Annotated in this window: 15 protein-coding genes; all 15 read right to left on the bottom strand. The window is 62.5% G+C overall.

All coding sequences use genetic code 11. From position 1 onward, the window contains the following. Nucleotides 1-834, bottom strand: a complete 834-nt coding sequence (locus tag HFO71_RS29225; RefSeq protein ID WP_221988773.1) for an inositol monophosphatase family protein — start codon at nt 832-834, stop codon at nt 1-3. A 104-nt stretch (nt 835-938) separates the two neighbouring features. Continuing rightward, nucleotides 939-1832: a ribokinase gene (locus HFO71_RS29220; RefSeq protein WP_131641845.1), complete on the bottom strand. Its 894-nt coding sequence runs from the start codon at nt 1830-1832 to the stop codon at nt 939-941. Nucleotides 1833-1856: 24 nt separating this feature from the next. Next, nucleotides 1857-2504 (bottom strand): TenA family protein, encoded by a 648-nt coding sequence (locus HFO71_RS29215; protein WP_131641844.1) that lies wholly within the window; start codon nt 2502-2504, stop codon nt 1857-1859. A 2-nt stretch (nt 2505-2506) separates the two neighbouring features. Continuing rightward, entirely contained in the window at nt 2507-3349 is an 843-nt protein-coding gene (locus tag HFO71_RS29210) for a BtpA family protein (protein WP_131641843.1), read from the bottom strand. A 35-nt stretch (nt 3350-3384) separates the two neighbouring features. Further along, the gene (locus HFO71_RS29205) at nt 3385-4158 is read right to left on the bottom strand and encodes a glutamine amidotransferase (protein ID WP_131641842.1); all 774 of its coding nucleotides are present in this window, start codon (nt 4156-4158) and stop codon (nt 3385-3387) included. A 36-nt stretch (nt 4159-4194) separates the two neighbouring features. Further along, nucleotides 4195-5274 (bottom strand): phosphotriesterase family protein, encoded by a 1080-nt coding sequence (locus tag HFO71_RS29200; RefSeq protein WP_131641841.1) that lies wholly within the window; start codon nt 5272-5274, stop codon nt 4195-4197. Between the two features lie 4 nt (nt 5275-5278). Continuing rightward, on the bottom strand, nt 5279-6283 hold the full coding sequence (locus HFO71_RS29195; RefSeq protein WP_131641840.1) for an ABC transporter permease: 1005 nt from the start codon (nt 6281-6283) through the stop codon (nt 5279-5281). After that, nucleotides 6280-7101 (bottom strand): ATP-binding cassette domain-containing protein, encoded by an 822-nt coding sequence (locus HFO71_RS29190; protein WP_131641839.1) that lies wholly within the window; start codon nt 7099-7101, stop codon nt 6280-6282. The genes HFO71_RS29195 and HFO71_RS29190 overlap by 4 nt, the downstream gene beginning before the upstream one ends. Beyond that, nucleotides 7098-8051 carry an ABC transporter substrate-binding protein gene (locus HFO71_RS29185; RefSeq protein WP_131641838.1) on the bottom strand — a complete coding sequence of 318 codons (954 nt, stop codon included), beginning with the start codon at nt 8049-8051 and terminating at the stop codon, nt 7098-7100. The genes HFO71_RS29190 and HFO71_RS29185 overlap by 4 nt, the downstream gene beginning before the upstream one ends. Nucleotides 8052-8088: 37 nt before the next feature. Then, nucleotides 8089-9111 carry a LacI family DNA-binding transcriptional regulator gene (locus HFO71_RS29180; RefSeq protein WP_131641837.1) on the bottom strand — a complete coding sequence of 341 codons (1023 nt, stop codon included), beginning with the start codon at nt 9109-9111 and terminating at the stop codon, nt 8089-8091. Between the two features lie 132 nt (nt 9112-9243). Next, nucleotides 9244-10113 carry an ABC transporter permease gene (locus HFO71_RS29175; protein ID WP_131641836.1) on the bottom strand — a complete coding sequence of 290 codons (870 nt, stop codon included), beginning with the start codon at nt 10111-10113 and terminating at the stop codon, nt 9244-9246. A gap of 11 nt (nt 10114-10124) precedes the next feature. Continuing rightward, nucleotides 10125-11054 carry an ABC transporter permease gene (locus HFO71_RS29170; RefSeq protein WP_017957478.1) on the bottom strand — a complete coding sequence of 310 codons (930 nt, stop codon included), beginning with the start codon at nt 11052-11054 and terminating at the stop codon, nt 10125-10127. A 3-nt stretch (nt 11055-11057) separates the two neighbouring features. Continuing rightward, nucleotides 11058-12059 (bottom strand): ABC transporter ATP-binding protein, encoded by a 1002-nt coding sequence (locus tag HFO71_RS29165; protein ID WP_131641835.1) that lies wholly within the window; start codon nt 12057-12059, stop codon nt 11058-11060. Next, entirely contained in the window at nt 12050-13057 is a 1008-nt protein-coding gene (locus HFO71_RS29160; protein ID WP_131641834.1) for an ABC transporter ATP-binding protein, read from the bottom strand. Before HFO71_RS29160 ends, HFO71_RS29165 begins: the two co-directional genes overlap by 10 nt. Before the next feature lie 186 nt (nt 13058-13243). Then, entirely contained in the window at nt 13244-14878 is a 1635-nt protein-coding gene (locus tag HFO71_RS29155) for an ABC transporter substrate-binding protein (protein WP_131641833.1), read from the bottom strand. Nucleotides 14879-14895 lie beyond the last annotated feature (17 nt).

Genomic DNA, 14895 nt, shown 5'->3' with positions numbered 1-14895 from the left:
TCACGCCTTGCTCTGGAAGCCCTCCAGCAGCCAGGGATGCAGCGCCTTGCTGGCGGCAAGGATATCGCCCCGCCCGTCGACTTCGACCCCGGAAAACCGGGTGACGATGCCGCCCGCCTCTTCGACCAGCAGCGCCGAGGCGCCGAAATCATGGATCGCGAGCCCGTCTTCGAAGAATCCGTCCAGCCGGCCGCAAGCGACATAGGCGATCGACAGTGCCGCCGAGCCGAGGCGGCGCACGCCCGCCGTATTTGCCATCAGGCGTTTGCTGGCTTCGAAATAGGTCTCTTCCGCAACCGCCGTGACCTGGCCCGGGATCGGCAGCCCGGCGCCGACGAGCACATTCTCGATGTCGCCGACATCGGCGCAGCGGATGCGTTCGCCGTTCAGATAGGCGCCGCCGCCGATCTCGGCGCTGAACAGCTCGTCCTGCATGGTGTCATAGACGACGCCCATGACGAGCCTGCCGCTTTCGAAGATCGAGATCGTCATGCCGAAATGCGGAACGCCCCAGGCGTAATTGGTCGTGCCGTCGATCGGGTCGATGTAGATAACAGGCGTTTCCGGACCGGCCGTGCGGTTGCCGACGGCTTCCTCGCCCTGGATCGCATAGTCCGGGAAGGCCTTCGCCATCTCGTCGACGATGATCCGCTCGACGGCGACATCGATCTCGGTCTGATAGTCGCGCGGCGCCTTGGTGAGCATTTCCTGGGATGTGCGCCGCCGCAGGGAGCCGCGGGCAGTTTCGCCCGCTTTCAATACCGTTTCGGCAAGCACGACGAGGCGGGACGAGGCGGTCGGGGAAAGACGCGCGGAAATCGGGGAAGATGTCATGTGAAAAGTCCGGATGCTGCTGATATGACGGAGTGAATCGCGAGGAGCCCATCCCTTCGCAGAGGCCGATGATGGTTTTATGAAGCGCGCTCATGCCGAGCGGATTATCTCAGTATCGCTTCAAGTTCGGAAATAGTCGGAAACGCCTTTCTTGTTCCATGTCTTGAGACGGTGATGGCCGCGGCTGCAACTGCGTGTTCGACCGCTAACCTGTCCAGCCGCTGCCCGCGCAGCGCGCAGGATGACAGTGCTGCGGCCATGAAGGTATCGCCTGCGCCCGTTGTATCCACAACATCGCAGACCTGGGCGGGCACTTCGATGCTGTCGTGCCGGTTCACGAGCATCGCGCCGTCGCCACCCAGCGTCAGGACGATTTCGCGCAGCCCGCGGCTCAGTAGATATTCGGCAGCCTCCCTGCCTGTCGTTCCCGTCAGGGTCTGCGCCTCGCCCTTGTTGAGGAAGGCGATGTCGATCAACCCCCAAAGATCAGAGAAATAGGAGCGCACCGGTGAGGGATTGAAGGCGCTGACCATGCCGATCGCTCTTGCATATTCCAGGATCTCGCGGGTCGTCTGGTCGGACAGATTGCCCTGCAGCATCATGAGATCGCCATGACCGGCCGTCGAGAGGATGCGCCTGACATCGGACAGGGACAGGCTCTGCGCCGCTTCCGTCGTCGTGACGATGGCATTCTCTCCGCCCGGCAGCCGGAAGATGATCGAGACATCGCTCGATGCATTTTCCATTTCGATCAGTTCGCTCTGAAGCGGCTCGTCCGCGAGGTAGCGGCGTATCGTGGCCGCCCTTGCATCCCTGCCGACAGGTGCGACCAGCGTTGTCGGAACGCCGCAGCGGGCCATGACGACCGCCTGGTTCGTGCCCTTGCCGCCAAGATCGATGCCACCGGCATTGCCGAGGATGGAGGCGCCGATGACGGGAAGCTCGGAAACCGCGATGGTTTCGTCAATGGCGACATTGCCGACTATGTAGGCGCGCATGCATCCGCTTTCACAAGGCTGAAGCTAAAGATAAGGCGCATCGTGAAAATCGATCTCGAGTTGCATTGCCCGGCCGAAGATCGCGCTGAGCCGCGCTTTTTCATCCTCTTCCAGCGTTTCTCCTGTCATGTCGAGTTCATTCTTCAGCCATTGTGTCTGGGCCGCGAAATTCGGATCGACATGCAGGTCGACCCATTCCTTCAGCAGCGGATCGCTGATCGGGCGGCTGGCTGCTTCCTTCGACCAGGTCCAGTACATCCACTCGGCCGCAAACATCGCCGCGACTGTGTCGAGGAATCCGCCCTGGCGGGCGATCTCCAGCATGCCGGCGCGAAAAGCCTCGACCTCGGCGATGCCGGTGTCGAAGGACGAGGGATCGATGCCGCGGCTGACGAAGGTGCGCTCGAAATAGGCGATCTGCTCGTTGGCGAGCGCATCGAGAACCGCGATCAGCCAGCGCTTCTGCGTCATCGTCATGGCGGTCGCCGCCGCATAGGCAAAGATCGAGATGGCGCTGTCGACGAAGGCGCCTTCATAGACGAGATAACGCTCGAAAGCCTCCTTGCTCAACCTGTCGTTTTTTACGTCCTCGACGAAGCGGTGGTTCAGCATCGCGCCAAGGACAGCGTCGTTCTCGCGCAGGATGCGGGCCGAAAGGCTCTCTGCCGCCATGCTCACCCCTCCAGACCTGGTTCGGCTGCCGCACGGAAGGCGCGCACGCGCTCGATATCGACCGGGTTCCACCAGACGCCGCCGTGTTTCAACGAAGACGCAACGATGACGCCATTGGTGCGGCTCAGAATATCGACGATATTGTCCTTGTTGACGCCGGAGCCGACGAGCAGCGGCAGGTGTGTCGCCGCGCCGATCTCCTCGATCTCCTCCATTGTTGCCGAATTGCCGGTCCGCTGGCCGGTGGCGATGACGCCGTCGGCATCGAAGAAGGCAAGGTCGCGTGTCAGCTCCTGGATCGAGCGGTCGGCGACGATGGCGTGGCTGCCATGCTTGACGTGGCTGTCGGCGAAGACCTTGATGTGTTCGGCCCTGAGCAGCGAGCGGTAGCGCATGGCTTCGGCGGCCCTGCCCTCCATGAAGCCTTCATTGGCGACATAGGCATTGGCCCATTGATTGACACGGATGAATTTGGCGCCGCCGGCCATGGCGATGGCAAAAGCCGGGATCGGCGCGTTGGCCAGCACGTTGACGCCAAGCGGAATGCCGGCCGCGCGCGCGATCCGGTCGGTGACGACGGACATGAAGCCTGTCGTCTCAGGGCCGATATCCTCGGGCTTCGAGAACGGTACATCGCCATGATTTTCGATGATAAGCCCATGCAGGCCGCCTTCCACGCAGGCTTCGGCGTCGCGCATGCACGGGTCGTAAATCGCATCCATCGCGGCCCCCCGGTAGCGCGGCGCGCCCGGAAAGGCCGGGCAATGGATCATGCCGATCAGAACCTTGTCCCTGCCGAAGACGTCCCTGATGGCGTTGGACGGCCTGTCCGAAATTTCCTGCATGTCATTCCCTTTCCAATTCCTGGCGCGTGCTGAAATTACGCCTGCTTTTCGGTGAGCCAGCCAAGGATGTTCTTCCAGAGCCGGCCGTAGCCTTCCCATTCGCAGAAAGCGGGCGAGAGCCAGTGCGGGCCGATATCCGACGTCCAGGCCGCCGTCCGCCCAGCGCCATGCGTGCCGACGACGAGCAGCGGATGGCCGCCCTGATCCTGCGGCAGGCGGGCGACGACCTCGACATCGGCGCGGTCGCGTACTTCGACCTCGTTGACGCCGAGAAGCACCGGCCAGGCGCCTTCAAGGCCCTGCATCGTCGGATGGTCCGCCCTCACCACCTCGGCAACGGTTCCTTCAGGAATTTCGACGCGGTCGTCATAAGGAAGGCACGTGACGGGCAGCGTGTCTTCGACTGGCGTGCGCCGCCAGCGCGCCTTGCCGTCGATGCCCTGGAAGGAGAAATAGCCGCCGACCATCAGCAGGCCGCCGCCCTTTTCCACCCACGCCTTCAAAAGCTTCAGCCGGTTCGGCACAGTGCGCGAATGCAGCCACACATCCGGGGGCAGCAGCAGCGAATTGGCGCCGATATCCGAGAGGATGATGGCGTCATAGGCGTCGAGCCCCGCCATATCGAAGGGGAATTTCTCCACTGCCTCGTGCGCCGGCATATAGGTGAGCTCGAAGGCGCTGCCGGCAAGCGCTTTCACCAGCGGTTCGGCACCGAGATGGAAGGTGACGCTGCCGAACTGATCGAAGCCTTTGTAATGTGTGGCGGAGCTGACCCAGCTCTCGCCGACAAGGAGAATTTTCTTGGTCATGGTCTGCGTTACCTGTGATCGATTGAGTTGATGTAGCTAGGCCCCGGCATGAAAGACGCGGCGCGGATTGCTGCGCATCATTTCGTCGAGAACCGTCTTGTCGAGGCCGTGCCGCTGAAGACGGGGAAGGAAGTGGCGAAGGATGTAGGCGTAGCCATTGCCACCGTAATGCGTCAGCATCATCTTCAGAAAGACATCGTGCGACAGGAGAATCCGGTCGAGATAGCCGGCGTCGACGAGACGCACGATCGCGCGCGCCGCCTCCTCGTCGCTCGGGCACTGGACCTGCTGGTCGGCATAGAAGAAATCCATGCCGATCATGTCGTATTCGATGAAGGCGCCACGCTCCGCCAGCTCGCTCTGATAGGCAATGTCGTCATGCGACGGGTTCATGTGGCAAAGCACGGTGTGGCGGAGATCCGCTCCTTCTTCCGCCACCACGTCGAGCACGCGGTGGCCGAGGCGGAACCAGCCCGGCAGATGCACCATCAGCGGAAGTCCGGTCAGCACCTGCGCGCGTGCGGCACCGCGCAGCGATTTCTCCTCCTCGGCGGTGAAATCCGAGGAGACGCCGATCTCGCCGATCAGGCCGATCCTAACGCCGGTGCCGTCGACGCCTTCTCTTGCCTCGCGGACGATCTCCCGTGCGATGTCATCGACGCTCATTGCCGCGACGCCTTCCGGATGTGAAGAGCCGAGGTAATACCCCGCCCCCATCACGATGTTGAGACCGGATGCTTTCGAGATGCGCTGCAGCGCCAAGGGATCACGGCCGATGCCCTTGCAGGTCGGCTCCACCACCGTGCGACCGCCTTCTGCTGCGAAATCCTGGAGTTCGGAGATCGCCAGATGTTCGTCGTCGAGCGTGATATTGTGCTTGTTGACGAAGGGATCCTGCCTGAGTTCGCCGAGGATCTCCATGCAGACGAAGCTTTCGGCGAGATATTGCCGTTCCGGCGTCTTCGGCGCATGCCACCAGCAGCGGCAGTCGTTGAGGATATGCTCGTGCATCAGCGTCACGCCGAGCGCACCCGCCGACACCGGGCCGGTAACCGTCATCACCTTGCCGGAGCGGACATGTGCTTCGGACAGGCTTTCTGCCGTCTGCTCGCTCATCGCTTCATCCTCTCCTGCCCAGCCTGAAGTGGAAATTCGCCGTGAAGATGCGCGTGTTCAGCCAGATGGCGACGAGGATGATGGCACCGGTGACGATCTGGGTGAAGAACGGCGATATGTGCATCAGGATCAGGCCGTTGCCGATGACGGCGATAGTCAGCGTGCCGAGTACGGTGCCGAGGATGGTGCCCCGTCCGCCCATCAGCGACGTTCCGCCGAGTACCACGGCCGCAATCACCTGCAGCTCGAAACCGACGGCGGCATTGGACGAGCCGGAACCGAGGCGGGCGGCGATCAGCAGCCCGGCGACCGCGCAGGCGATACCGGAGATGATATAGACCGAGGCGATGATCCATTTGGCGGGCATGCCGACGCGCCGCGCCGCCTCCGCATTGGAGCCGACCGCCACGACCTGCCGGCCATATTTGGTCGCGGTGATGACGACATAACCGAGAATGGCGATGATGACGGCGATGATCGCCGGGATCGGGAAGCTGAGGATTTCGCCCCGGCCGAGCGCGAAGAAGCCCGGTGCATCCTTGATCGGGATGGAATAGCCCTGGGTCAGATAGAGCGCCAGGCCGCGCAGGATCGACAGGCCGGCAAGCGTGACGATGAAGGCCGGAATACACTGATAGGCGGTAAACCAGCCCTGGACCAGGCCCATAAAGGCGCCGAGCACGAGCATGCCGATGACCACCAACGGCCAGGGAACACCCATCGCCATAACGATCGCCGCGACCGCATTGACGAGGGCGACCTGCGAGCCGACTGACAGATCGATGCCGCCGGTGATGATGACGAAGGTCATGGCAATGGCGACGATCAGGATGGGGGCCGCCTGCCTGATGATGTTCAGGATGTTGCCGAGCGTGAAGAAGGTTTCGCTGCCGATCGAGAAGAAGATCATGCAGGCCAGGAAGAAAATGGCGATCGACAGCACCTGTGCGTGTTCGCCGAAGAAATCGGCGACGCGCGAGCCGTGACCACGTTCGGTATAAGCCGTCATTGTCTGGCTCCTTCACCAACGATCAGCCTGACGAGATCTTCGAGGTTGGTGCTGCCGATCTGCCGTTCTGCCACCTTCGTGCCCTCGTACATCACCGCGATACGGTCACAGACCCGGAAGAGATCCTGCAGCCGGTGGGTGATGAGGATCACCGAAACCCCATTTGCCTTGACGCGGTTGATCAGGGCTAGAACCGCCTCGACCTCGGCGACGGCAAGTGCAGACGTCGGCTCGTCCATGATCAGCACCTTCGGCTTGAAGGAGGCGGCGCGTGCAATGGCGATCGCCTGACGCTGCCCGCCGGAGAGCTGGGCGACCTTGCCGGTCAGCCTGGGTATGCGGATCTCAAGCGAATCCAGCATCTTGCGTGCTTCGGCCAACATCGTCCTGGTGTCGAGAAACGGTCCGCGGCTGAGTTCGCGGCCGAGGAAGAGATTGCCGACGACATCGATATGATCGCAGAGGCTGAGATCCTGGAAGACCATTTCGATGTTACGCCCACGCGCATCCGCGGGGCCGGAGAAGCGAACCTCTTCGCCTTCCATGGTGATGGTGCCGGCATCGGGAATGTAGGTTCCAGAGATGATTTTCGTCAGCGTCGATTTGCCGGCGGCGTTATCGCCGACAAGGCCCAGGCATTCGCCAGGGAAGATGTCGAGATCGACGCCGCGCAGCGCCTGGTGCGAGCCGAACGACTTGCGGATGCCGCGCAGCGAGATACGCGGGTCGGATCGGGTGCCGCCGGATGTTCCGGTTCCGGAGGGTGCGACCCCTCCGGAAGCGGCGGCAGCGATGTCACGCTGTCCGCTTTCGATCATTTGAAGACGGCCCGGTATGGCTCGACATTCTCCTTGGTCACGATGGTGATCGGCACCGAGATTGTCTTGGTGACGGCCTCGCCGGCCGAGGCCTTGACGAGCGCGTCGACGGCGGCACCGCCCATCGCGGCCGGGTCCTGCTGGACGACGGCGACAACGAAGCCGGCATCGATACCGGCAATGGCTTCGGCAGTCAGATCCCAACCGAACACCTTGATCTTGTCCTGCTTGCCCTGGCTCTGGACGGCGGCGATTGCCCCCATCAGGGCCGGCTCGCCAGTGGCGTAGATCGCCGTCAGGTCAGGATTGGCGGTGATCAGGTTTTCGGCCGCCGCAAGGGCGTTGTCCTGGATGTTCTGCCCGTCGACGACGCCGGCCATCTCGATGCCGTCGACGCCTTTCAGGGTCTTCTCGAAGCCCTCCTGGCGGATGTTCTGGATGAACGAGTTCAGCGCGCCGACAACGCCGAGCTTGGCCTTGCCGCCCATGTTCGCCTTGACGTAGTCGAGGAAGTATTTGCCCATGTCGGCGCCGGCTGCGGCATTGTCCACGCCGATCTGCGCCTTCTGCGGACCATCAGGCAGAATGGCGTCGATGGCGACGACAGGAATGCCGGCATCGGCCGCCTGCTTGACGGCCGGCATGATGCCGTTGACGTCGATCGCGACGACCGCAAGGCCGGAGACCTTTTCCTGGACGTAGGTCTCGATCGCGCTGTTCTGCGCGGTCGTCTCGTTGTTGGCGTTGAAGATCACCAGCTTGACGCCGGCGGCATCGGCCGCCTTCTGGGCGCCCTCATTCATCTGATTGAAGAAAAGCGCCTGCTGGTTGATCTGCACCAGTGCGATGGTCTTCTTTTCCTGCGCCGCGGCGCCGGACAGGCTGATGAAGGTCAATGCCGTAAAGCCGGCGGCTGCGATCATCGTTCGTCTTGTCAAATTCAATGTCATGTTCTCATCCTCTTTTGGTTTTTGACGTTGCTGATTATTATTTCGCAGGCGGCGCAACGGAGTTCCGCACCACGATTTCGACAGGCAGGAGTTCTTCCGAGGCGGATGGTTTCCACTCGTGCCAATTGGTTTCCAGAAGCAGTTCCAGCGACCGCCTTCCGATCTCACGCACCGGCTGGCGGATGGCCGTCAGCGGCGGCGCAAAGAGATGAAGCGGACCGACATCGTCAAAGCCGATGACCGAGATGTCGCCAGGGATCGAGACGCCGCGGCTTCTGAAGACCTCGACGAGCCCGATGGCGATCTCGTCGGAGCTGGCAAAGATCGCCGTCGCCTTTCGGTCTCCGGAGAGATAGTCGAGCGCCGCCGCACGGCCGTATTCGATCGTATATTCGCCGGCATAACGATCGGCCTGGGCCTCGCCGCCATGCCGTTCCCTGAGCGCTTTCAACAGGCCGTCATAACGCCTGCGGGCGCTGATCATGCGCTCGTCGCCGCCGATGAAGAGGACATGGCGATGGCCTTGCTCGGCCAGATGCTGGCCGGCGAGATAACCGCCCTGCTCATTGTCGCAGAACAGCTTCGGCGCCTTCGAATCGGGAATGTCCTCATCGACGATGATGACCTTGCCGCTGCCGTTGATGAGTGCGGCAAGCGCGCCATCGTCGGGGTGGTTGGTGACGAAGATCAGGCCGTCGACGTGATTGCGCTCGATCAGCTGCAGATATTCGATCTCGCGCCCCGGCCGGTTGAGCGTCGCGTGCAACGAGACCGCGAGCTTCTTTTCATCGGCCGCCTGCTCGACGGCGGCGACGAGAGTCGCGAAGAAAGGGTTGGCGATATCGGGCACGACGAGGCCGATCGTGTCCGAGCGCCCCCTGCTTAACCGGCGCGCATGCGGGTTCGGCCGGTAGTTCAGCGTCTTGATCGCATCCTCAATGCGTTTCTTGGTCTGAAAGGGAAGGTCGAGGCTGCCGTTGACGAAGCGCGACACGGTGGTGACCGACACGCCGGCGGCGGCCGCAACATCCTTCAAGCTTGGTGTCGTTCCCCTGGCCATTGACTGGACCTATTGTAAAGCGGTTTAGTAAAGCGCTTTACAAGACAATATTGATTGCTCACCGTTGTCAACAGCGATGAATGTTGAAGATCTGTTTTCTTGCGAGCCGATCGAAGTCTCGACCGGGAGCCTTCAGGCAATCGTCGGGTCGAGCTTGTCGCGCAGCCAGTCGCCGGTGATGCTGATCGACAGCGTCGTCAGCATGATGACGAAGGACGGCGCCAGCATGATCCAGGGTGCACGGGTCAGATATTCGCGCCCGTAACCCACCATATTGCCGAGGCTGCTCATCGGCGGCTGCACGCCGAGGCCGAGGAAGGAAAGGCTGCTTTCCATCAGGATGATCTCAGGAAAGGTCAGCGTCATCGAGACGATCAGCGTCGAGGCGATGTTCGGCAGGATATGCTTGAGATAGACATGCGCCGGCTTGGCGCCGAGCTGTGTAACAGCGGCGGCATAGCCCTGGCCGCTGGCAGCGATGGCAAGGCCGCGCGCAATCCGTGCATAGCGTTCCCAACCGTAGAAGCCCATCAGGCAGATAAGCAGCGGCAGCGAGCTACCGAAGAAGGCGAGCACGGCAAGTGCCATGATGAGGAAGGGCATGGCCGCCTGGAAATCGGCAAGCATGACGACGAGCTGCTCGACGACGCCGCGGAAATAAGCGGCGAGGAAGCCGAGCGTCGTGCCGACAAAAGCCGAGATCAGCGTTGCGCCGAAGGCGATCAGCAGCGAGATGCGGATCGACACGATGAGGCGGGAGAAAACATCGCGGCCGAGTTCGTCGGTTCCGAGCCAATGCGCGGCATTGCCGGGCAGTGACAGGCGGTTCTTCAGGTCGAAGGCGGTGATATTGTAGGGCCGGATCCAGTCGGCGGTCAGCGCGATCAGGATCACGACGGCGATCCAGGCGAAGCCGATCATCACGAAAACCGGCACGCCGCGCTTCTTCTTCGCGCGCACTTCGTGGATGACGGTCGCCGGTTGAGCAGAGATATTTGTCATGGTTCCGCTCCTTAATGCCTTGCCTGGTTGCTGCGCAGACGCGGGTCGAGATAGCCGTAAAGGATGTCGACGACGAAATTCGAAAACACCATGGTCGCAGCCACCAACAGCAGGATGCACTGGACGACGGCGAGATCGCGGTTGGAGACGGCGACGACGAGAAGCCGGCCGACGCCCGGCCAGGAGAACAGCGATTCCACCACGACGGCGCCGGCGATCAGCGTGCCGACCATGAAGCCGGCAATCGTCACGATCGGGATCGCCGCATTCGGCAGCGCATGGCCCCAGACGACGTTTCGCCAGGCAGTGCCCTTGGCGCTGGCCGTACGGATATAAGGCTGGCCAAGTACCTCGATCATCGCGCTTCGGGCAAAGCGGGCAAGAATGCCGGCACCACCGATGCTCATGGTGATGATCGGCAGAATGGCATGCATCCAGCTATCCTGGCCGCCCGAGGGCAGCAGGCCGAGCGTGACGGAGAAGATCAGCACCAGCACGAGGCCGAGCACGAAGCTCGGCATGGTGAAGCCGACCACCGCGCTCGCCATGACGGCGCGGTCGGTCGAGCTGTCGCGATGGAGGGCGGCGTAGACGCCGGCCGGAATGCCGATCACCAGCTTAAGGATGAGGGCCGGGATCGTCAGCTCCAGCGTTGCCGGAATGCGGTCGAGCACGAGCTGGATTGCCGATTGGCCGTCGCGCATCGAAATGCCGAGATCACCGCGGGCGATCGCGCCGAAATAGCGCAGATACTGCACCCAGATCGGCTGATCGAGACCCCAGGCGGCACGGAAGGCGCGGATCGCTTCCGGCGGCGCTTCCGGACCCATGATCGTCAGGGCCGGGTCGCCGGAAAGGCGCAGGACGACGAAGGCGAAAGTCACCACCAGCACGATGGTCATCAGCGCGCGGAACGCCCTTATCAGGAAGAAACGGATCATGGCTCAGCTCTCCATGAGCGTTGAGACGGATGCGGGCGCAACCAGGTGGCAAGCAGCCTTTCGGCCCGCCTCGATGGTGACGAGTTCGGGCGTCTCGACGCGGCAGCGCTCGATCGCATGGCCGCAGCGGGGATGAAAGGCGCAGCCGGCAGGCCGGGCAGCGGGATTCGGCGGTTCTCCCTGCAGGATGATACGGTCGCGCAGCGCCGTGCCGGGAACCGGAACGCTGGAGACCAGTGCCTGCGTATAGGGATGCAACGGGCTGCGGAAAATATCCTCCGAGGCTGCTTCCTCGACGATCCGGCCGAGATACATCACCGCGACGCGATCGGCGATGTTGCGCACGACCTTCAGATCATGGCTGATGAAGGCCATGGCGATGCCGCGCTTTTCCTGCAGGTCACGCAACAGGTTGATCACCTGCGCCTGGATCGAGACGTCGAGAGCCGAGACCGGCTCGTCGCAGACCAGAAGCTCCGGATTGGTGGCGATAGCGCGTGCAATGACGACGCGCTGGCGCTGACCGCCCGAAAGCTCATGCGGATAACGCTCCGCCTGATCGCGGCGAAGACCGACAGCGACAAGCAGTTCATCGACACGTTCGCGCCGCTCCTCCTCGCTTCCGACGGCATGGATGGCAAGTGGTTCGCCGATCTGAACGCCGATCGAGATGCGCCGGTCAAGGGCTGCCAGCGGATCCTGGAAGACGAGTTGCATGCGCGCCCTCAGGCTACGCCAGCGCGGCGTTCTGAGTGCCGGCATCGCCTCCCCGTCGAAGCGAACGCTGCCCTCTGTCGGAGCTTCGAGCCCGAGCAGCAGCCGGCCCATCGTCGATTTTCCTGAGCCGGATTCACCGACGATGCCGAGCGTCGTCTTCGGCGCGACCGACAGCGAAACGCCGTCGACCGCCCGGACATGGCTCGGCTTTCCGAAGACGCCGCGGCGCATCGTATAGGTCTTGACGAGGTCGTTCGCTTCGATCAGCTGAGGTTCGCTCATGCCCATGCCACTCCCTGCTGGACCTGCATGAGGTTCGGCTTCGATGCGGTGGCGCCGTCACTGAGCGGATGGAAGCAGGCGGTCGCACGGTCGTCGTCAAGCGCGAGGAGCGGCGGCACCTTGTTATGACAGAGTTCCGAGGCATGGCCGCAACGCGGCGCAAAGGCGCAGCCGCCGGGCATCCGGCCGGGCTGCGGCACGGTGCCGGGGATCGGTACCAGCCGGTCGCGGCCGGCATCGATACGCGGAATGGCATCGAATAGCCCGCGCGTATAGGGATGGCGTGGCGACCGGAACAACGATTCCGTCGGGCATTTCTCGACGATGTTGCCGGCATACATGACGCAGACGCGTTCGCAGATCTGCGACACCGCGCCGAGATCATGACTGATGAAGACGATCGCCATGCCGGTTTCCTCGCGGATCGAAATCAGCAGATCGAGGATCTGCGCCTGGATCGTCGCGTCCAGCGCCGTCGTCGGCTCATCGGCTATCAGCAGATCAGGATTGCCGGCGAGCGCCATGGCGATCATCAACCGCTGGTTCTGGCCACCGGAAAATTCATGCGGGAAATTGTCGAAACGGCGCACGGCGTCGGGAATGCCGACCATTTCCATCAGGCGGACGGCCTCGTTGCGGGCGGCCCTACCGGTCAGGCCGCGGTGCAGTTCGACGGCTTCGGCGATCTGGCGCCCGGCGTGGATGACCGGGTTGAGCGAGCTCGACGGATCCTGGAAGATCATGGCGATGCGGCCGCCGCGAATGCTTTCGAGCTTCGTACGCGACGCGCCGATCAGCTGATCGCTGCCGAGACGCACGCTGCCTGAGACGGAAGCCTTTCCAGGCAGGAGCCCGAGTGCCGCCAGCCAGGTGACCGACTTGCCGCAGCCGGATTCGCCGACGAGACCCACCGCCTCGCCCTTCTCGATCGCCAGATCGACGCCGTGCAGGACTTCGATACCGCTGAAAGCGACCTTCAAATTGGAAATTTCGACCAATGGCATTTCAGCCTCTCTTTCTTGCATTCCCGCCGGCAGCCAGATCCGAATGAGAGCATGATGCCGAAAACCGCTCACACTTTTCGGCATCATGCTCGTGCCTGTCGGGCTTGCCTGGTTTCCGGGTAGCCGGTGCACCAAATGGCAGCGAGCCAGGGTTTCCCCCGGCTCGCTGATGTCGTCAGGTCTTGATCAGGACCAGTTGCCCTGGCGGAAGTCCATGGCGAAGGCCGATGCGGCCTTCCAATTGATCGACTTCGACTTGGCGGTGAAGACGGCGTTCTGGTGGAGAACGGTATAGGCGGGGTCTTCGCGCTCGCAGATCTGCAGCATGCGGGCGAAAGCGTCATGACGCTTGGCGCGATCGGTGCTGGTCTCGAGGAAGGTCGACAGCGTGTTCATCTCGGCGTTGGTCCATTCGCCAACCTGCTGCTGCTGGCCGTTCGGACCGTGCTGGGCGACGATCGAGGAAACCGGATCGGGGAAACTTGCGGAGTTCGACCAGTCGCGGACGGCACGCGTCGGCGTCTTTTCGAGGATCTGCTGCCAGTTTTCCTTCATCTCGATCTGCACGTTGAGGCCGACCTGCGCCCACATTTCGACGAGGATCTGCGCCGTCGGGGTCTGGTTGGTATAGTAGTTGTTGAGCAGGCGATACGGGATCGGATCGCCCTTGTAGTTGGCTTCCTTAAGGAGCTGGCGGGCGAGATCAGGATTATATTCCGGCACGGTCCAATCCTTGACCATCATGTCGCCATAGAAATCCCACTGCAGGCCGGCCGGAACGCGGGTGCGGCCTGCCCAGAGCGAGTCGACGATCGCCTGTCGGTCGATGGCATGCGTGAAGGCGCGGCGAACCAGCGGGTTGCCGAGCTGGGCATGGGTCTTATCGAACACAGTCAGGCGGTGGTTGGTGATGATACCGCCCTGGACTTCGAAGGCAGCATTCTTTTCGATGCCTTCGATCTGGTCCGGCGGGATGTCGCTGGCGAGATGATATTCGCCGGACAGCAGGCCGTTGACGCGCGAGGCGACTTCCGGAACTTCGACGAAGCGGATCTGCTTCACCGGAGGACGGCCGCCCCAATACTCGTCATGCGCTTCGTAGATCAGGTAGGTGTCCGGCTTGAATTCGGCGACGCGGTAGGGACCGGTAGTGATCGGTGCGCGGGCCCAGTCGAGATAGCTCTTGGCCTCATCCCAGCTGCGGCGGTTGGCGATGGCGCTGGCGGCAACGGAGATGCGGCCTTCCATCGTCACGTCAGGCGAACCGTTGACGAAGCGGACGGTGTATTTGTCGACGATTTCGATGCCGAGCAGGGCCGGCCAGATACGGCGGGCGACGGCCGGAATTTCGACCGGCAGTTCCTTGCTTTCGCGGCCGAGCGGGTTCTTTTCGGTGACGAAGATCGTCTTGCCGGCGCTCGGCTGCGTATCGCCGAACATGCGTTCCTTGCTGAAGGAGAAGGCGACGTCTTCGGCAGTCATCTCGTCGCCATTGTGGAATTTGACGCCCTGGCGCAGTTTCAGCTCGACGGTCTTGTCGTCGATACGGCGCCATTCAGTGGCGAGCGACGGAACGGCCGAGAGGTTGCCGAGCCAGTCGAGGCCGATCAGGCTTTCCCAGAGCGACGAATTGAAGATGCGCTGGCCGACATTCGACTGTTCGCGCAAGGTATCCAGCGTGTTCGAGTTCGAGATCTTCTGTACGGCGATGGTGATTGAAGGACGATTGTCGGCCTGGGCGATGGAAAAGCGCGGCAGGATCAGCGAGCTGGCGACGCCGGTGGCAAGGCCGAGAGCACCGCGACGGGTGAAGGTGACCATGGGAATATCTCCTTGGG

The organism is Rhizobium laguerreae, from assembly GCF_019778565.1.
Lineage (GTDB): Bacteria > Pseudomonadota > Alphaproteobacteria > Rhizobiales > Rhizobiaceae > Rhizobium > Rhizobium laguerreae.
Note: the sequence above shows the minus strand (reverse complement) of the source record. Positions and strands in the feature narration are given on the sequence as shown.